The sequence below is a fragment of the Streptomyces sp. NBC_00190 genome, from assembly GCF_036203305.1.
Lineage (GTDB): Bacteria > Actinomycetota > Actinomycetes > Streptomycetales > Streptomycetaceae > Streptomyces.
The window spans coordinates 1576491-1594696 of record NZ_CP108131.1 but is presented as its reverse complement, the minus strand read 5'-3'; the positions used below and the strand labels follow the sequence as shown (position 1 = coordinate 1594696).

The following is an 18206-nucleotide window of genomic DNA, read 5'->3' as shown; positions in this document are numbered from 1 at the left end:
TCTGAAATAACGAACGGCTGTGAAAACACCAGCGTTCAAATTTCATAGTGTTTCGGTGGTCATAGCGTTAGGGAAACGCCCGGTTACATTCCGAACCCGGAAGCTAAGCCTTTCAGCGCCGATGGTACTGCAGGGGGGACCCTGTGGGAGAGTAGGACGCCGCCGAACAATCATTGCGGAAGCCCCGCACCAGACCTTCACGGGTCCGGTGCGGGGCTTTTCTGCGTTCGGGACACCTGTGCGGACTCCTGTAGGGTCTAGGGGCATCGTTCGACATTTCTACAGTCACAGTGGAGGCCCCCGGGTGGAGGTCCAGGAGACTCGGGTTCAGACTGACCGAATTTTCACCATTCCGAACATCCTGAGCATGGCTCGCTTGGCCGGCGTACCCCTGTTCCTCTGGCTGATCCTGGTCGAGTACGACGGGTGGGCTCTGGCCGTCCTCATGCTCAGCGGGGTCAGCGACTACCTCGACGGGAAGCTCGCCCGGCGCTGGAATCAGATCAGCAACCTCGGCCGACTGCTCGATCCGGCCGCGGACCGGCTCTACATCCTGTCGACGCTGTTCGGTTTGACGTATCGCGAGATTCTGCCTCTGTGGCTCACCGGCGCCCTGATCGCGCGCGAGCTGATGCTGCTGGTCATGGTGTGGATCCTGCGCCGCCACGGCTATCCCCCGCCGCAGGTGAACTTCCTCGGCAAGGCCGCCACGTTCAACCTGATGTACGCGTTCCCGTTGCTTCTCCTCAGTGATGGCACGGGCTGGTTGGCCTGGATGGGGTCAGTTTTCGGATGGGCGTTCGCGGGATGGGGTACAACTCTGTATTGGTGGGCAGGAGTGCTGTACGTGGTGCAGGTCCGCCGTCTGGTGAAGGCGGACGCCACGGCCGATTGAGCTCGCTCGGCGCCTGATGACGCGGAGGAGTAGCGGAGTCATCGTCGGGCCGGGTCGGTCGGCGAGAACGTCGTCTCTCAAGGAGGACTCTTCCGACATGAAGGCCGTCGTGATGGCCGGTGGTGAAGGCACCCGCCTTCGCCCCATGACCTCGAGCATGCCCAAGCCGCTCCTGCCGGTGGCCAACCGGCCGATCATGGAGCATGTGCTCAGGCTGCTCAAGCGGCACGGGCTCAGCGAGACCGTGGTCACCGTGCAGTTCCTGGCGTCGCTCGTCAAGAACTACTTCGGTGACGGCGAAGAGCTCGGAATGGAGCTCACCTATGCCAACGAGGAGAAGCCACTCGGGACCGCCGGCAGCGTGAAGAACGCCGAGGAGGCCTTGAAGGACGACACGTTCCTCGTGATCTCCGGCGATGCGCTCACCGACTTCGACCTCACCGACCTCATCCGGTTCCACAAGGAAAAGGGCGGGCTCGTCACGGTCTGCCTGACCCGGGTGCCCAACCCGCTGGAATTCGGCATCACCATCGTGGACGAGCAAGGCAAGGTCGAACGCTTCCTCGAGAAGCCGACCTGGGGCCAGGTCTTCTCGGACACCATCAACACCGGCATCTACGTGATGGAGCCGGAAATCTTCGACTACGTCGACGCCGACGTCTCGGTCGACTGGTCCGGCGACGTCTTCCCGCAGCTGATGAAGGAAGGCCGGCCGATCTACGGCTACGTGGCCGAGGGCTACTGGGAGGACGTCGGCACCCACGAGAGCTACGTCAAGGCCCAGGCCGACGTGCTCGAAGGCAAGGTCCAGATCGACATGGACGGCTTCGAGATCTCGCCCGGGGTGTGGATCGCCGAAGGGGCCGAGGTGAGCCCGGACGCGGTGCTGCGCGGGCCGCTGTACGTCGGGGACTACGCCAAGGTCGAGGCGGGCGTCGAGATCCGCGAGCACACGGTCGTCGGATCGAACGTCGTCGTCAAGAGCGGCGCCTTCCTGCACAGGGCCGTCGTCCACGACAACGTGTACATCGGACCCCACAGCAATCTCCGCGGCTGTGTCATCGGCAAGAACACCGACATCATGCGGTCCGCCAGGATCGAGGACGGCGCAGTCATCGGCGACGAGTGCCTCGTCGGTGAGGAATCGATCATCCAGGGCAATGTGCGGGTCTACCCGTTCAAGACGATCGAGGCCGGCGCGTTCGTCAACACGTCGGTGATCTGGGAGTCCCGCGGACAGGCACATCTGTTCGGCACGCGCGGTGTCTCCGGGATCCTGAACGTGGAGATCACCCCCGAGCTGGTCGTCCGGCTCGCGGGTGCCTATGCGACGACCCTGAAGAAGGGTGCGACGGTCACCACCGCCCGTGACCACTCCCGAGGCGCCAGAGCGCTCAAGCGGGCCGTGATCTCGGCGCTCCAGGCGAGCGCCATCAACGTGCGCGACCTGGAGAACGTACCGCTGCCCGTCGCGCGGCAGCAGACCGCACGCGGCAGCGCGGGCGGGATCGTACTGCGGACCTCGCCGGGAGTACCGGACTCCGTGGACATCATGTTCCTCGACGAGCGGGGGGCGGACCTCTCGCTCCAGGGACAGCGCAAGCTCGACCGGGTGTACGCGCGCCAGGAGTACCGGCGGGCGTTCCCCGGAGAGATCGGTGACCTGCAGTTCCCGGGCAGCGTCTTCGACGCCTACACGGGTTCGCTGCTGCGGCGGGTCGACACCACCGGGATCGGCGACGCCGGGCTCAAGGTCGTCGTGGACGCCTCCAACGGCAGCGCCGGACTCGTACTACCCAGCCTGCTCGGCCGGCTCGGGGTGGACGCGCTGACGATCAATCCCGGGCTCGACGAGTCCAGGCCGACGGAAACCGGCGAGTCCCGGCGGGCCGGGCTGGTACGGCTCGGCGAGATCGTGGCCTCGGCGCGGGCCGCCTTCGGCGTGCGCTTCGACCCCGTCGGCGAGCGGATCTCCCTCGTGGACGAGCGCGGGCGGATCATCGAGGACGACCGGGCGCTGCTGGTGATGCTCGACCTGGTGGCCGCGGAGAAGCGCAGCGGCAAGGTCGCGCTGCCGGTGACCACGACGCGTGTCGCCGAGCAGGTGGCCGCGTACCACGGCACGCAGGTGGAGTGGACGACGACCTCGCCCGACGACCTGACCCGGGTGGGCCGGGCCGAGAACACCATCTTCGGCGGTGACGGGCGCGGCGGGTTCATCGTTCCCGAGTTCAGCAGCGTCTTCGACGGGTCGGCGGCCTTCGTACAGCTGCTCGGGCTGGTGGCGCGTACCCAGCTCACCCTGAGCCAGATCGACGCGCGCATTCCGCGGGCCCACGTGCTCAAGCGGGACGTGCCGACGCCGTGGGCGGTCAAGGGGCTCGTGATGCGCAGGGTCGTGGAAGCCGCGGGCGAGCGGCAGGTGGACACCACCGACGGCGTGCGGGTCGTGGAGGCCGACGGGCGGTGGGCGCTGGTCCTGCCGGACCCGGCCGAGGCCGTCACCCATCTGTGGGCCGAAGGTCCCGACGACGCCACGGCGCAAGCCCTGCTCGACGAGTGGGCGGGCGTCGTGGACGGCGCAGGGCACTGAGTGCCGTGCGGTGATCCGCGCATGACCTGAGTCCCGCGGGCCGGGTGGGGAGAGCTCCCCGCCCGTCTCGCGAGACGGGCGCATTGGGTGTGTGCGCCGCCGACATGCGACGATGTGCGGCATGTCGCAGCCGCCCCTCAACCGGACTTCGGCCTCTCCTGCGCCCGGGCGCCCGGACGCCTCCATGTCGCTGCTGACGCACGTGATGGACAACAGCCTCGACGAGGGCTATGCGGAGGCATCGGCCCGGCGTGAGGCGGACGGTACGGCGGGACTCCCGCGCACCCTGAAGGCCAAGCTGGCGCTCGCCGCCGGGCTCGTGCTGGCCGCCGGGGTCGTCACGCTCGGTGCCGCCGAGGCGCGGATATCCGCGCCGGTGCTGGCCAAGGAGCGTCAGGAACTGATCGACCGCGTGCAGCGGGCCGATGATCGCGCGAACGGCCTGGAGCGGGACATCGATCGTCTGCGGACCGATGTCGCCGACCGCCAGCGTGCCGCGCTCAAGCAGCCGGGCGGGGGCCAGGGCATGCTCGTCGCGCTGCTGTCCGGTGCAACGGACGTGCGCGGTCCGGGGATCAAGCTGGTCGTCGACGATGCGAAGGGCGCCTCGTCGGGCGACGGAGGGGGACCGCGCGAGAGCGCCGGCTTCTCGGACACAGGCCGGGTCCGCGACCGCGACATGCAGAAGATCGTCAACGGGCTGTGGCAGTCCGGGGCGGAGGCGATCTCCATCAACGGGCAGCGGCTGACCGCGCTGTCGGCGATCAGGGCCGCGGGTGACGCGATACTGGTCGACAACAGGCCGCTCGTGCCGCCGTACGAGGTGCTGGCGGTGGGGGACAAGAAGCGGCTCGGCACCGCGTTCCAGGACTCGGCGGACGGCCAGTACCTGCACGTGCTGCAGGAGAGCTACGGGATCCGTTACACGCTGTCCGCCGCGGACGAGGTGCGGCTGCCGGCCGCGTCGAGCCTGACCGTACGTACAGCTACAGCAGCAGAGCAGCAGAAGGGTGCATCGTGATCGCGGTACTGGGCCTCTTGGCCGGAGTGGTGGTCGGACTTCTGGTCCGCCCCGAAGTGCCGGCCGTGGTGGAGCCTTATCTGCCGATCGCCGTGGTGGCGGCGCTGGACGCGGTGTTCGGGGGCTTGCGCGCGATGCTGGACGGCATCTTCGTGGACAAGGTCTTCGTGGTGTCGTTCCTGTCGAACGTGGTCGTCGCCGCGCTGATCGTCTTCCTCGGAGACAAGCTGGGTGTCGGCTCGCAGCTGTCCACGGGCGTGGTCGTGGTCCTCGGCATCCGCATCTTCTCCAACGCCGCGGCCATCCGCCGGCACGTCTTCCGGGCGTGACGCCGATGAGTACGAACGACACTCCGCCGGAGCGCCCCGAGGAGTCCGAGGGGTCGGAGGGGCCCGACGAGACCAAGGGTTCGAACGGAGCCACGGGGTCCGAGAGGCCCGAAGGCCCCGAGGCTCCCACGCCCCCGGTCCCGCCCGCGCCCGCCGAGCCGCAGGCGCCCCAGGAGACGGGCCGGGAGCGTCTCGCTGCCGGGCTGTGGCCGCCGCGGGTGAGCAGGGCGCAACTGATCGTCGCGCTCCTGCTGTTCGTCCTGGGTCTCGGGCTGGCCATCCAGGTCCGGTCGAACAGCGACTCCAGCGCGTTGCGCGGGGCCCGCCAGGAGGACCTCGTACGGATCCTCGACGAGCTCGACGGGCGAACCAAGCGCCTGGAGGACGAGAAGCAGCGGCTGGAGGATCAGCGCAAGGAGCTGGAGAGCAGTTCCAACCAGGCCGAGGAGGCCCGGAAGCAGACGGTGGAGAAGGAGCGCCAACTCGGCATCCTGGCCGGTACGGTGGCAGCTCAGGGGCCCGGCATCACGCTGAAGATCTCCGATCCCAAGGGTCAGGTGCGGTCCGACCAGTTGCTGGACACGCTTCAGGAGCTGCGGGCGGCCGGCGCCGAGGCGATCCAGATCAACGGCGTGCGCGTGGTGGCGGGCTCGTACTTCTCGGACGAGAACGGCGGGGTCGGGATCGACGGTAAGAAGATCACACAGCCCTACGAGTTCAGGGTGATCGGCAAGCCGCAGGATCTGGAGCCCGCGCTCAACATCCCCGGCGGTGTCGTCCAGACGCTGGAGAAGGAACAGGCGACCGTTGCCGTCACACGGTCGGCGAAGATCGTTGTGGATGCCTTGCGGGCTGCGAAGCAGCCTGACTACGCTCGGTCGTCATCGTGATGATGCGGAGCGGAGAGTGGACCGGCTCACGCGGGCGGAGGCCTGCGGGGGGTCGGCGCACAGAAGTCGCGGTGTGTGGTGGAAACTGTCTGGTGGTTACGGACGTTGTGAGAATGTCCGGGTCGGCAGGTGTTGCATTCGGAGTTCGTCCTGCCCCACGGGCGGGTCTGTTTCGGTCAAGGGGAATCGCCCGTGAAGTTGTTTGAGAAGTTGTTCGGCAAGAAGAACCGCGAGGAAAGCGGCGCGGCACGTCACCGCGCCGGCCAGGGTGAGGCCGAAGGCCAGGGCGACCGGCCGCTCTTCCGTGACGAGGTCGCGGGCGCGGGCGACATTTCGGGCGCCCACGGCGCGTCGGCTGTTGACCCTGCTGGTACCGGACGCATAGGTTTCGGTGATCCGTCAACCTCAAGTGCGGGTGGAGGGTTTGCCCCCGACCCGTATGCCACCAATGCCTCCGCGGGGCAGCCGCGGCGCGAGGAGCCGTCCATGTCGGCCGAGCAGATTTGCAGCAGGTGCGGACACCGCAGCGATGCGGCCAGCCGGTTCTGCTCCAACTGCGGCGCGCCGCTGCGGGCGGGTCTGACGCCGGAGCGTGCCTCGGAGACCACGTCCACCATCTCGATCTCGGGCCTCGAGGCCTACGAGGCCGAGGTGTCGGGACAACAGCACGTGTCGTCCTCGCTGTCCCCCGAGGCCCAGGCCGCGGTGGAAGCGCTGCCCCCCGGTTCCGCCCTGCTCATCGTGCGGCGCGGCCCCAACTCCGGTAGCCGCTTCCTGCTGGACGGTGAGCTGACCACGGCCGGCCGGCACCCGCAGAGCGACATCTTCCTGGACGACGTCACCGTCTCCCGGCGCCATGTCGAATTCCGCCGGAGCCAGGACGGCGGCTTCACCGTCGCCGATGTCGGCAGCCTCAACGGCACGTACGTGAACCGTGAGCCGATCGACTCCGTCGCGCTGCACAACGGCGACGAGGTGCAGATCGGCAAGTACCGGCTGGTCTTCTACGCGAGCCTGCGAGGCATCTGACCCGCCCCGGAATCCTCCCTCCGGCTACCGCTGGGAGGCGTCCAGGGGACCCAAAGGGAAGGTTCCATGCTGCGTACCCCGACCGGCGGTGCCGCGAAGAACGGCACCGCCGGCACCTCCGGACCGGCCGGGCAGCTGGTGAGCATCGGCACGGTGCTCACCACACTGCGTGACGAGTTCCCCGAAGTCACGATCTCGAAGATCCGCTTCCTGGAGGCGGAGGGGCTCGTGGAGCCCCGGCGCACGCCTTCCGGATATCGCAAGTTCAGCACCGAGGACGTGGAGCGGCTGGCCCACATCCTGCGGCTGCAGCGCGACCATTACCTGCCGCTGAAGGTCATCCGGGAGCAGCTCGACGCGCTCGCGCGCGGTGAGCAGATCCGCATCCCGGCGCCCACGCCGCACGGCGAATCCGTGGATCCCGCAGGCCCCGCGGCCGTGTACGGCGAGGTGGGCCGGGAGCGGCCCACCTTGGCCCGGGTGGGCCGGGCCGAACTGATCGCGGCAGCCGAGGTGGACGAGGTCCAGCTGGTCGAATGGGAGTCGTACGGGCTGCTCGCCGAGGTACCCGGCGGCGGATTCGACGCCGAGGCGGTCACCGTGGCCCGGCTGGTGGCTGATCTCGGGCGGTTCGGGCTGGAGCCGCGGCACCTGCGCGCGATGAAGGCCGCCGCGGACCGGGAGGCGGGCCTGATCGAGCAGATCGTGGCGCCGCTGCGACGGCACCGCAATCCCCAGACCAGGGCGCATGCGGAAGCCACGACGAGGGAGCTCGCGGGGCTCTCCGTCAGGCTGCACGAAGCCCTCGTGCAGACCGCCCTCGGGGTCCGGCTCCCGTGACCCGGAGGCCCCCGACTACCCAAACCGGCCGAGCAGGTCCTAGGGTTGCTGTGTGAACGAGCTCGACGTTGTGGGTGTCCGGGTGGAAATGCCCTCCAACCAACCGATCGTGCTCCTGCGTGAAGTGGGAGGCGACCGGTACCTCCCCATCTGGATCGGTCCTGGGGAGGCGACCGCCATTGCCTTCGCGCAGCAGGGAATGGCCCCTGCCCGACCGCTGACGCACGACCTGTTCAAGGACGTGCTGGAAGCGATCGGCGAGGAGCTCACCGAGGTCCGGATCACGGATCTGCGGGAGGGCGTCTTCTACGCGGAGCTTGTCTTCGCCAGCGGGGTCGAGGTGAGCGCGCGGCCTTCCGACGCCATAGCGCTGGCCCTGCGGACGGGGACGCCGATCTACGGCAGTGACGGTGTGCTCGACGACGCCGGGATCGCGATTCCGGACGAGCAGGAGGACGAGGTGGAGAAGTTCCGCGAGTTCCTCGACCAGATCTCGCCCGAGGACTTCGGCACCGGCCCGCAGTGACGCGTCGGCCGCGTCGTCCACAAGGAAGTACCAGCCCATTCGAGTAGCCTTTCCCCGCAATCGGATACGGGAAACCACTCTCAGGGTGATTATCACTCGGCGTGCCGAGTGTGGCGATCGTTGACGCACCCCTGGTGACTGCCTACCTTCAAGGTGGGCAGGTCAAGGACGGAGGGTCGGCGTGAGGATCACGGGCGACGGTACGACCGGGGGCACCCCCGCACGGAGTGACGGTGGCTCGTACCCGCTGCACGGCAGTGCGGCCGGTGCCGCGCGCCGTCAGCCGGAGTCGACGCCGGTCGGACCGGTGGGCGGCGACCCGGCGCCCGAGCAGATCGGATACCGCGGGCCGACGGCGTGTGCCGCGGCCGGCATCACCTACCGGCAGCTCGACTACTGGGCGCGGACCGGCCTGGTGGAGCCGAGCGTGCGACCCGCGTACGGATCGGGCACGCAGCGGCTGTACAGCTTCCGGGACGTGGTCGTCCTCAAGATCGTCAAGCGTTTCCTGGACACCGGGGTGGGGCTGCAGAACATCCGTGCGGCCGTGCAGCACCTGCGCGACCCAGGGTTCTCGGACCTGGAGCGGATGACGCTGATGAGCGACGGCGCCACCGTGTACGAGTGCACCTCACCGGACCAGGTCGTGAGCCTGCTCCAGGGCGGGCAGGGCGTTTTCGGGATCGCCGTGGGCGTGGTGTGGCGCGACGTGGAGAACGCGCTGTCGCAGCTGCACGGGGAGCGGGTGGACACCGGCGAGACCCTGGTCGGGCACAATCCGGCGGACGAACTGGCCGCCCGCCGCAACCGGGCCGTGTGAACCCGGCCGGACCGGGCCCGTTGTCAGAGGCGTAGGGCAGCATCGGTGCTGTGAGAGCCGCGCCGACCATTCTGCATCTGGACATGGATGCCTTCTACGCCTCCGTCGAGCAGGCGTCGAAGCCGAGCCTGCGGGGCAAGGCCGTCATCGTGGGCGGGCTGGGGCCGCGAGGGGTCGTCGCCACCGCCTCGTACGAGGCCAGGCGGTTCGGGGTGCACTCGGCGATGCCGATGGCGCAGGCGCGGCGGCTCTGTCCGAACGGCGCCTGCCTGATCCCGCGCTTCAGCCTCTACCGCGAGGTCAGCGACGTGGTGATGGCTCTGCTGCGGGAACTGTCGCCGCTCGTGGAGCCGCTCAGCCTGGACGAGGCCTTCGTGGACCTGGAGGCGGGCGGGGTCGCCTTCGACGGGCCGAGCGCCCGGGCCGCGGGCGAGCGGCTGCGGGCGGACATCCGGGCCGCCACGGGGCTCAGCGGGTCGGTGGGGCTGGCCGGGTCGAAGATGCTGGCCAAGGTGGCGTCCGAGGAGGCCAAGCCGGCGGGTCTGCTGCTGATCGAGCCGGGGACGGAGCGGGAGCTCCTCGCGCCGATGTCGGTACGGACGCTGCCCGGCGTGGGGCCGGCCACCGGTGAGCACCTGCGCCGCGCCGGGATCACGACGGTGGGGGACCTGGTGGAGGCCGGGGAGGACGAGCTGGTCCGGATCGTCGGGCGCGCGCACGGGGTGGGCCTGTACCGGATGGCGCTGGGGCTGGACGACCGGCCGGTGGTCGCGGAGCGGGACGCGAAATCGGTGTCGGTGGAGGACACCTTCGACGTGGACCTGCACGACCGGGTCCGGATCCGGACCGAGGTGCAGCGGCTCGCCGACCGGTGCGTGCAGCGGTTGCGCGCGTCCGGGCACTCGGGGCGCACGATCGTGCTGAAGGTCCGCCGGTACGACTTCTCGACGCTGACGCGGTCCGAGACGCTGCGGGGGCCCACGGACGACCCGGCCGTGGTGCGTGAGGCGGCCGCGCGGCTGCTGGAGGGCGTGGACACCACGGGCGGGGTGCGGCTGCTGGGGGTGGGCGTGACCGGGCTGGCGGACTACACGCAGGAGGATCTGTTCGCCCAGTCGCTGGGCGAACAGATCCAGGAGGAGGCCGCTGAGCCTGACGTGGCCGCTGAGCCGGGTGAGGCCGCCGCCGCGGCCCTGGAGCACGGGGAGCCGTCCGGGGAGCCGGAGCCCGCCCCTGAGCGGCGCTGGGCGGCCGGGAGCGACGTACGGCACGCGGTGTACGGGGCCGGGTGGGTGCAGGGCAGCGGGGTTGGGCGGGTGACCGTGCGGTTCGAGCAGCCGGGATCGCAGCCCGGCCGGGTGCGGACCTTCCGGGTGGACGACCCCGAGCTGGAGCCGTCCGATCCGCTGCCGCTGGTGGGGGAGGGGCCGACGGCCGAGGAGCTCTAGGCCCTGCCCGGGACCAGGGCCCGCGGGGCCGGGCCTAGCCTTCGTCGCCCGCCAGGTGGCCGAAGTCGCGCTGGAAGTCCGTGGGCAGGGTCACGTCCAGGCCGTAGTGGTGGTAGAGCTGGAGCTCCTGCTCCGGGGAGAGGTGGCGGCCGACACCGAAATCGGGCGCGTCCTTGATCAGGGAGCGGTCGAAGGGCACCCGCAGGGCGTCGCCCACCAGCTCGCTGGGCTCCAGTGGGACGAAGGCGTCCCGGCTGAACAGACCCGTACGTACGGCAGCCCATTCCGGGACGCCCGTGGCGTCGTCGAGGTAGACCTCGTCAATGGTGCCGATCTTGGTGCCGCTGCGGTCGAAGGCCTTGCGGCCGATCAGGCTGCGCGGATCGATGTCGGTCTGCACGGTCCCTCCAAATGGTCGCAACTCCTCCGTAATGACTACAGAAGTGCATTTCGGGAGCTGAGGCCACTCGGGGAGTGTCCGGATCCTCGCTGGTAGGCTGGGTGATGGCTGTCGACCCTGTGCGGGAGAGTCCTCCGAGTGATCTTGACGGAGGCGCCGAAGGAGCAAATCCTCCCCGGAATCTCTCAGGCATACGTACCGCACGGACGAGGCCACTCTGGAAAGCAGGGGCAGGTACCGGGCGTGCAGCGCCGGTTCCTCTCCTCACCGACGGTGAAAGCCGGCTTCTCTCGAGCGACCCTCGAGCGGCCGGTGAAACTCTCAGGTTGAGATGACAGAGGGGGAGGCCGTCCGGGTGCCCGCGCCGTGGTGCCCCTCGCAGGTCATACGACCAGGAGGCCTCCGTACATGACCGCCAACCGCATTCCGCTCTCCCAGCTGGAGCGAGGCATCCCCTTCGAGCAGCGCCACATCGGCCCGGATGCCGAGGCGCAGGCGAAGATGCTCGCCCAGGTGGGCTACGGCTCCCTGGACGAACTGACCGCCGCCGCGGTGCCGGATGTCATCAAGACCGCCGAAGCGCTGAACCTTCCCGAGGCGCGGACCGAGGCCGAGGTGCTGGCCGAGCTGCGCTCGCTCGCCGACCGCAACCAGGTCCTCTCTTCGATGATCGGTCTCGGCTACTACGGGACCTTCACGCCTCCGGTGATCCTGCGCAACGTCATGGAGAACCCGGCCTGGTACACGGCGTACACGCCGTACCAGCCCGAGATCTCGCAGGGCCGCCTCGAAGCGCTGCTGAACTTCCAGACCGTCGTCGCCGACCTCACCGGGCTGCCGACCTCGGGCGCCTCGCTGCTCGACGAGGGCACCGCGGCCGCCGAGGCCATGTCCCTCGCGCGCCGGGTGGGCAAGGTCAAGGACGGCGTCTTCCTGATCGACGCCGACGCGCTGCCGCAGACCATCGCCGTGATCGAGACCCGCGCCGAGCCCACGGGCGTCGAGGTCGTCGTCGCCGACCTGTCGGACGGCATCCCGGCCGAGATCGCCGAGCGCGGCGTCTTCGGCGTGCTCCTCCAGTACCCGGGCGCCTCCGGTGCCGTGCGGGACATCAAGCCGCTCATCGACCGGGCGCACGAGCTCGGTGCCATCGTCACCGTCTCGGCCGACCTGCTCGCCCTGACGCTGCTGACCTCGCCGGGCGAGCTCGGCGCGGACATCGCCGTCGGCACCACGCAGCGCTTCGGTGTCCCGATGGGCTTCGGCGGACCGCACGCCGGTTACATGGCCGTCCAGGCCAAGCACGCCCGCTCGCTGCCCGGCCGCCTCGTCGGCGTCTCCGTGGACGCGGACGGCAATAAGGCGTACCGGCTGGCGCTGCAGACCCGCGAGCAGCACATCCGCCGCGAGAAGGCCACCAGCAACATCTGCACCGCGCAGGTGCTGCTCGCCGTCATGGCCGCCATGTACGCCGTCTACCACGGCCCGGACGGCCTGCGGACGATCGCCCGCCGGACCCACCGCTACGCGGCGCTCCTCGCCGCGGGTCTGAAGGCCGGTGGCGTCGAGATCGTGCACGGCGCCTACTTCGACACCGTCACGGCCCGTGTCCCGGGCCGCGCGGCCGAGGTCGTCGCCGCGGCCCGCCAGGGGGGCGTCAACCTCTACCAGGCCGACGCCGACCACGTCTCCGTCGCCTGCGACGAGACCACCCTGCGCGCCGACATCGACGCCGTCTGGGCGGCCTTCGGCGTCAGCGCGGACATCGAGGCGCTGGACGAGACCACGGCGGACACCCTGCCCGAGGGCCTGCTGCGCTCGGACGACTACCTGACGCACCCCGTCTTCCACCAGCACCGCTCCGAGACCGCGATGCTGCGCTACCTGCGCAAGCTCTCGGACAAGGACTACGCGCTGGACCGCGGCATGATCCCGCTGGGCTCCTGCACCATGAAGCTCAACGCGACCACCGAGATGGAGCCGGTCACCTGGCCCGAGTTCGGTCAGCTGCACCCGTTCGCCCCGGTGGAGCAGGCGGAGGGGTACCTCACGCTCATCACCGAGCTGGAGGAACGTCTCTCCGAGGTCACCGGCTACGACAAGGTCTCCATCCAGCCGAACGCCGGCTCCCAGGGTGAGCTCGCCGGCCTGCTGGCCGTCCGCGCCTACCACCGCGCCAACGGCGACGAGCAGCGCACCGTCTGCCTCATCCCGTCCTCCGCGCACGGCACCAACGCGGCCAGCGCCGTGATGGCCGGCATGAAGGTCGTCGTCGTCAAGACCGCCGACGACGGCGAGGTGGACGCGGCCGACCTGCGCGCCAAGATCGAGCAGTACCGTGACGAGCTGTCCGTGCTGATGATCACGTACCCCTCCACGCACGGTGTGTTCGAGGAGCACGTCGCCGACATCTGCGCCCAGGTGCACGACGCCGGCGGCCAGGTCTACGTGGACGGCGCCAACCTCAACGCCCTGGTGGGCCTGGCCAAGCCGGGTCACTTCGGCGGCGACGTCTCGCACCTCAACCTGCACAAGACCTTCTGCATCCCGCACGGCGGCGGCGGTCCGGGCGTCGGCCCGGTCGGTGTCCGGGCCCACCTGGCCCCGTACCTGCCGAACCACCCGCTGCAGCCGACGGCCGGCCCCGAGACGGGCGTCGGCCCGATCTCGGCCGCCCCGTGGGGCTCGGCGGGCATCCTGCCGATCTCCTGGTCGTACGTGCGCCTCATGGGCGGCGAGGGCCTCAAGCGCGCCACCCAGGTGGCGGTGCTCGGCGCGAACTACATCGCCAAGCGCCTGGAGCCGCACTACCCGGTGCTCTACACCGGCCCGGGCAACCTGGTCGCGCACGAGTGCATCATCGACCTGCGTCCGCTGTCGCAGGCGACGGGCGTGAGCGTGGACGACATCGCCAAGCGTCTGATCGACTACGGCTTCCACGCGCCGACGATGTCCTTCCCGGTCGCCGGCACGCTCATGATCGAGCCGACGGAGTCCGAGGACCTCGCCGAGATCGACCGCTTCTGCGACGCGATGATCGCCATCCGCGGCGAGATCGAGCGGGTCGCGGGCGGCGAGTGGCCGGTGGACGACAACCCGCTGGCCAACTCCCCGCACACCGCGGCGGCGCTGGGCGGCGAGTGGAACCACCCGTACACCCGTGACGAGGCGGTCTTCCCGGGTGGCGTCACGGCCGCCGAGAAGTACTGGCCGCCGGTGCGCCGGATCGACGGCGCCTTCGGCGACCGGAACCTGGTCTGCTCCTGCCCGCCGCTGGACGAGTACGACAACTGAGCATGAGAAAGGGGCCGGTCCGGGAGGTTTCTCCCGGGCCGGCCCCTTCGTCGTGCCTCGGCTGCCTCTGGCCGTCGCCGCTCCGACTAGGCCGCCTGCGCCCCCGCGAGCGGGCGGTGCGGGGCGATGATCTGGCCGTCCGGCAGCAGCTCGCCGGTGTCCTCGAAGAGCAGGACGCCGTTGCACAGCAGGCTCCAGCCTTGCTCCGGGTGGTTGGCCACCGGAAGCGCGGCCTCCCGGTCGGCGGATTCGGCTGACGGGCAGGCTGGCTGGTGCTGGCACATGGATGCGTTCTTTCGCTGCGATGTGGTCTGCGTGCTACGGCTCGATGCGTGGTTCATGGCCGTCCCCCTGGGTCATCCCCGCACCCGCGGGGAGCTTGTCATCAGTCTTCCCCCACGACAGCTGCTTCGCAGGCATTTCCCGCCAGCTGTCCTCATAGATTGATGACGCATCACTCGTGCGGGCGGTTCAGGCCAACTCCCCTGTCATTTTGGATGGTTCGCAAGTGGCCCGAGAGGGCTAGGCCGAATGGGTCACTCGGGTCAGGCGGCGGGCGCGGCCAGCGACGGCGGGACCGGCGCCGTCGCGGGGGTCAGCCGGTGGTTCAGCACGGGCAGCAGCTCGGAGACCGGATGCGGACGGTACGGGGCGATGCCGGGCGGCGCCGGGGCCAGCGGCACCAGCAGGTCCTCGCCGGCGAGCAGGCCGGCCGACGCGTCGGCGCCCACGGCGCCGTGCAGCCACAGGGTCAGCATGTACAGCTCCGGTACGGACAGCAAGCGGGGCTGGTACGCCTTGCCGAGCGACTCGGCCTGGCGCAGCGCGCGTTCGGTGGCGGCCACGTAGGGGCCCTCGAAGAAGTGGGAGAAGGTCCAGCCGTCCGGTGTCAGCCGGGTGTCGGCCGCCGCGACGTACCGGTCCGCGCTGCGGATGAGGAACCGCCAGCCGGTCAGGCGCGTACGGGGCGGCCTGCCGCCGGCCGCCAGGTTCGAGACGTCCAGCCGGTCGAGGACGTGGACCGGGAGCGGGAGTTCGGCGGTCATCGGCCCCTGGATCGCGCGCAGGGCCGGGGTGTGCGCCTCATGGACGGCGGTGGGGGAGCCGAGGGCCGCGAGGACGCAGCGGAGGGCGGGCGCGGGAGCCGGGGGGACATGCAGCGGCATGGTGGGTCGCCTCTCACTTGGGAGACCTGTGGAAGGGGGCTGGTGCGGGCGGCGCTGTCGCATTCTGGGGCCAGAGGGGGGCTGAGGGGCAATGGCCGCGCGCCAACTCTCTGCCTCGTTTGCGGAGTTTATACGACATGTGTTCACGCAGTGTTTCGGCTAGCTGTCCCGCCTATTGCCGACAAGACGCTTACCGGCCCCGCTGACGTGGCATTCATGCCGGATGCACGCGGGCATGCCGCGCTGACCTCGGAGGTTACCGGAAGGGGGCTCGGCTGGAAAGCTTCGTTTTTCCCGAACAGGCAAAGTCGATGCGGAATTTGCGCAAAGCGACTTGCCAGGTGAATGTGCCGGAGTGCCCGTCGGCCAAACCGGCGCGCGCTCCCCGCCACGCACGCCCCCTACGCGTTATGGATCACTCTGCCGGGGCATCATCGACCGTAACGCCGGCCTGGGTGCACCAGGCCAGGCACACTCGAGGAGGGACGCTTCGATGGGGGAGAAGGTCGTGGCAGGCGGATTCGACCTGTCCGATCGGCAGCGGTATCGAAGGAAGCTCCATGAGTGCCTGGAGGGGCTGGAGCGGCTTCTGGCGGAGAAGAGGTTCGATCGCCCCAAGAACATGATGGGGCTGGAGATCGAGTTGAATCTCGCGGGTGCCGACGGCATGCCGAGAATGGTGAATGCACAGGTACTGGAGCGGATTGCGAGCCCTGATTTCCAGACCGAACTCGGAATGTTCAACCTGGAGGTGAACGTCCTGCCCCACCGGCTCGGCGGCCGGGTATTCGACCAGCTCGCCGAGGAACTCAGCGCGGGTCTCGGATATGCCCACCGGCAGGCCGTGGAGATCGACGCCGGTGTCGTGATGATCGGTATTCTGCCGACGATCTCCCGCGAGGACCTGGTCACCGCCAACCTCTCGGCGGTCGACCGGTACTCGCTGCTCAACGAGCAGATCCTGATGATGAGGGGTGAGGACTTCACGCTCGACATCGACGGCGTCGAGAGGCTGACCTGGCACTCCGGGTCGATCGTGCCGGAGGCCGCCTGCACCTCCGTACAACTGCACCTCCAGGTGACCCCGGCGCGGTTCTCGGACGTGTGGAACGCGGCGCAGGCGGTGACGGCCGCGCAGATAGCCGTCGGCGCCAACTCGCCGTTCCTGTTCGGGCGTGAGCTGTGGCGGGAATCCCGGCCGCCGCTGTTCACGCAGGCCACCGACACGCGGCCGCCCGAGCTCCAGGCACAGGGGGTGCGCCCGCGCACTTGGTTCGGGGAGCGCTGGGTGGACTCGGCGTACGAGCTCTTCGCGGAGAACGTCCGCTACTTCCCCGCGCTGCTGCCGATCTGCGACGAGGAGGAGCCCCTGCGCGTGCTCGACGAGGGCGGCATACCGCGTCTGCAGGAGCTGGTCCTGCACAACGGCACCGTCTACCGGTGGAACCGGCCCGTGTACGGGGTCGCCGACGGGGCGCCGCACCTGCGGGTGGAGAACCGGGTGCTGCCGGCCGGGCCCACGGTCGCCGACGTCGTCGCCAACGCCGCCTTCTACTACGGGCTCGTACGCACGCTCGCCGACGAGCCGCGCCCGGTGTGGACCCGGCTGCCCTTCGCCGAGGCGGAGGCCAACTTCGACGCGGCCTGCCGGTACGGGATCGACGCGCGGCTGCGCTGGCCGCGCCGGGGCCGGGCCGGGGGGCTGGCGAGCGTGCCCGCCGTCCGGCTGGTCCTGGACGAGCTGCTGCCGATGGCGGCGGCCGGACTGGACGCCTGGGGCATCGAGCCCGCGGACCGGGACCGCTACCTCGGCATCATCGAGGAGCGCTGCCGGCGGCGGGTGAACGGGGCGACCTGGCAGGTGGACACCTACCACCGGGCGCTCGCTTCCGGGCTGGCGCGGGACGAGGCGCTGGCCGCGACCACCCGGCGCTACAGCGAGCTGATGCACAAGGGCGACCCCGTCCACACCTGGCCCGCAGGGCTGGGGGATGCGGAGGTGAGCGCCCCGGTGCCGGCCGCGCGCTGAGGTCCGGTGATCCCGTTCCGCTGCCGAAGGGGCAGTATGGGGTGGTCGGAACGGGATCGCGGGACGGGAGTCGGGCGTGCGGGTGGAGCCGGAGCCGGTGGTCGTGGAGCTGTGCGAGGACGGGCGGCGGGGTGTCCTGCGCACGGAGACCCTGCTGGTACTGGCGCTGTCGCTGGGCGCGAGCGCGGTCTCGGCGCTGATCAGCTTCATCGGCTCGCTCACCAAGCCGGGCGGCCTCAAGGACCAGGCCGCCACGCTCAACGGCTCCATCGCGCCCGGCCGGCCCTGGCTGGACCTGGCCTGGCAGCTGTTCGGCATCGGGACCGCCCTGGTGCCCGTACTGCTGGTGGCGCACCTGCTGACCCGCGAGGGCGTGCCGGGGCTGCGGGTGCTCGGTTTCGACCGGACCCGACCCGGGTGGGACCTGGGGCGGGGCGCTCTCGTGGCGGCCGGGATCGGGAGCGCCGGTCTGCTCTTCTACCTGGGGGCGCGGGCCGGCGGATTCAACCTCACGGTGGTGCCCGAGGCACTGCCCGACGTGTGGTGGAAGTTCCCCGTGCTGATCCTCTCCGCGGTGCAGAACGCCGTGGTGGAGGAGATCATCGTGCTGGCCTACCTGCTGCGCCGGCTCGGCCAGCTGGGCTGGTCGCCGATGGCCGCGCTGCTGGCCAGCTCGGTGCTGCGCGGCTCCTACCACCTCTACCAGGGCATCGGCGGCTTCATCGGCAACGTGGTGATGGGCGTCGTCTTCGTGCTGGCCTACCGCCGCTGGGGCCGGGTCGCACCGCTCGTGGTCGCGCACGCGCTGCTCGACATCGTGGCCTTCGGCGGGTACGCGCTGCTCGCGGGCAAGGTGGGCTGGCTGCCGACGCCGTGACGGGCGGCGGGCCGCAGCCGGCCCGCCACGGCCCCGGTGGCGGCCGGCC

The 18206-nt window shown here is 70.1% G+C and carries 16 protein-coding genes, 1 rRNA gene and 1 riboswitch; of the genes, 14 read left to right on the top strand and 3 right to left on the bottom strand.

Going from position 1 to position 18206, the window contains the following annotated elements; genetic code table 11:
* Nucleotides 1-51 precede the first annotated feature (51 nt).
* From rrf to OG429_RS07830, 11 genes are all read left to right on the top strand, one after another.
* Nucleotides 52-168: ribosomal RNA gene (gene rrf / locus OG429_RS07880) — 5S ribosomal RNA — on the top strand.
* A 136-nt stretch (nucleotides 169-304) separates the two neighbouring features.
* Entirely contained in the window at nucleotides 305-895 is a 591-nt protein-coding gene (locus tag OG429_RS07875; RefSeq protein WP_328924578.1) for a CDP-alcohol phosphatidyltransferase family protein, read from the top strand.
* 97 nt (nucleotides 896-992) lie between these two features.
* Complete coding sequence (locus OG429_RS07870; protein WP_328924577.1) at nucleotides 993-3488, top strand: mannose-1-phosphate guanyltransferase; 2496 nt, start codon at nucleotides 993-995, stop codon at nucleotides 3486-3488.
* Between the two features lie 112 nt (nucleotides 3489-3600).
* Nucleotides 3601-4509, top strand: a complete 909-nt coding sequence (locus OG429_RS07865) for a DUF881 domain-containing protein (protein ID WP_328930196.1) — start codon at nucleotides 3601-3603, stop codon at nucleotides 4507-4509.
* Nucleotides 4506-4838, top strand: a complete 333-nt coding sequence (locus tag OG429_RS07860; RefSeq protein WP_007262894.1) for a small basic family protein — start codon at nucleotides 4506-4508, stop codon at nucleotides 4836-4838. Before OG429_RS07865 ends, OG429_RS07860 begins: the two co-directional genes overlap by 4 nt.
* Before the next feature lie 5 nt (nucleotides 4839-4843).
* The gene (locus OG429_RS07855; protein ID WP_328924576.1) at nucleotides 4844-5728 is read left to right on the top strand and encodes a DUF881 domain-containing protein; all 885 of its coding nucleotides are present in this window, start codon (nucleotides 4844-4846) and stop codon (nucleotides 5726-5728) included.
* A 132-nt stretch (nucleotides 5729-5860) separates the two neighbouring features.
* Nucleotides 5861-6757, top strand: a complete 897-nt coding sequence (locus OG429_RS07850; protein WP_328924575.1) for an FHA domain-containing protein — start codon at nucleotides 5861-5863, stop codon at nucleotides 6755-6757.
* Between the two features lie 66 nt (nucleotides 6758-6823).
* Nucleotides 6824-7597, top strand: coding sequence for a transcriptional regulator FtsR (ftsR, locus tag OG429_RS07845; RefSeq protein WP_328924574.1), 774 nt, complete (start codon nucleotides 6824-6826; stop codon nucleotides 7595-7597).
* Between the two features lie 52 nt (nucleotides 7598-7649).
* Nucleotides 7650-8123, top strand: a complete 474-nt coding sequence (locus OG429_RS07840; protein WP_030009777.1) for a bifunctional nuclease family protein — start codon at nucleotides 7650-7652, stop codon at nucleotides 8121-8123.
* Nucleotides 8124-8304: 181 nt separating this feature from the next.
* Entirely contained in the window at nucleotides 8305-8943 is a 639-nt protein-coding gene (locus OG429_RS07835; protein ID WP_328924573.1) for a MerR family transcriptional regulator, read from the top strand.
* A 50-nt stretch (nucleotides 8944-8993) separates the two neighbouring features.
* Nucleotides 8994-10391 carry a DNA polymerase IV gene (locus tag OG429_RS07830; RefSeq protein WP_328924572.1) on the top strand — a complete coding sequence of 466 codons (1398 nt, stop codon included), beginning with the start codon at nucleotides 8994-8996 and terminating at the stop codon, nucleotides 10389-10391.
* 34 nt (nucleotides 10392-10425) lie between these two features.
* Here the strand turns inward: OG429_RS07830 and OG429_RS07825 are convergent, their stop codons facing one another.
* Entirely contained in the window at nucleotides 10426-10791 is a 366-nt protein-coding gene (locus OG429_RS07825) for a PRC-barrel domain-containing protein (protein ID WP_328924571.1), read from the bottom strand.
* Nucleotides 10792-10903: 112 nt separating this feature from the next.
* Nucleotides 10904-11002: riboswitch (glycine riboswitch) on the top strand.
* A 197-nt stretch (nucleotides 11003-11199) separates the two neighbouring features.
* Between OG429_RS07825 and gcvP the strand changes: the two genes are divergently transcribed.
* Entirely contained in the window at nucleotides 11200-14085 is a 2886-nt protein-coding gene (gene gcvP / locus OG429_RS07820) for an aminomethyl-transferring glycine dehydrogenase (protein ID WP_328924570.1), read from the top strand.
* Nucleotides 14086-14171: 86 nt separating this feature from the next.
* On the opposite strand, the gene OG429_RS07815 is transcribed toward gcvP, so the two are convergent.
* A complete protein-coding gene (locus OG429_RS07815) occupies nucleotides 14172-14369 on the bottom strand; it encodes a DUF5999 family protein (RefSeq protein WP_328924569.1) in 198 nt (65 codons plus the stop codon).
* 261 nt (nucleotides 14370-14630) lie between these two features.
* Complete coding sequence (locus OG429_RS07810; RefSeq protein WP_328924568.1) at nucleotides 14631-15251, bottom strand: hypothetical protein; 621 nt, start codon at nucleotides 15249-15251, stop codon at nucleotides 14631-14633.
* Nucleotides 15252-15744: 493 nt separating this feature from the next.
* Between OG429_RS07810 and OG429_RS07805 the strand changes: the two genes are divergently transcribed.
* Both OG429_RS07805 and OG429_RS07800 read left to right on the top strand, forming a co-directional pair.
* Complete coding sequence (locus OG429_RS07805) at nucleotides 15745-17280, top strand: glutamate--cysteine ligase (RefSeq protein ID WP_328924567.1); 1536 nt, start codon at nucleotides 15745-15747, stop codon at nucleotides 17278-17280.
* A 76-nt stretch (nucleotides 17281-17356) separates the two neighbouring features.
* Nucleotides 17357-18157, top strand: coding sequence for a CPBP family intramembrane glutamic endopeptidase (locus OG429_RS07800; RefSeq protein ID WP_405680300.1), 801 nt, complete (start codon nucleotides 17357-17359; stop codon nucleotides 18155-18157).
* Nucleotides 18158-18206: the final 49 nt, after the last annotated feature.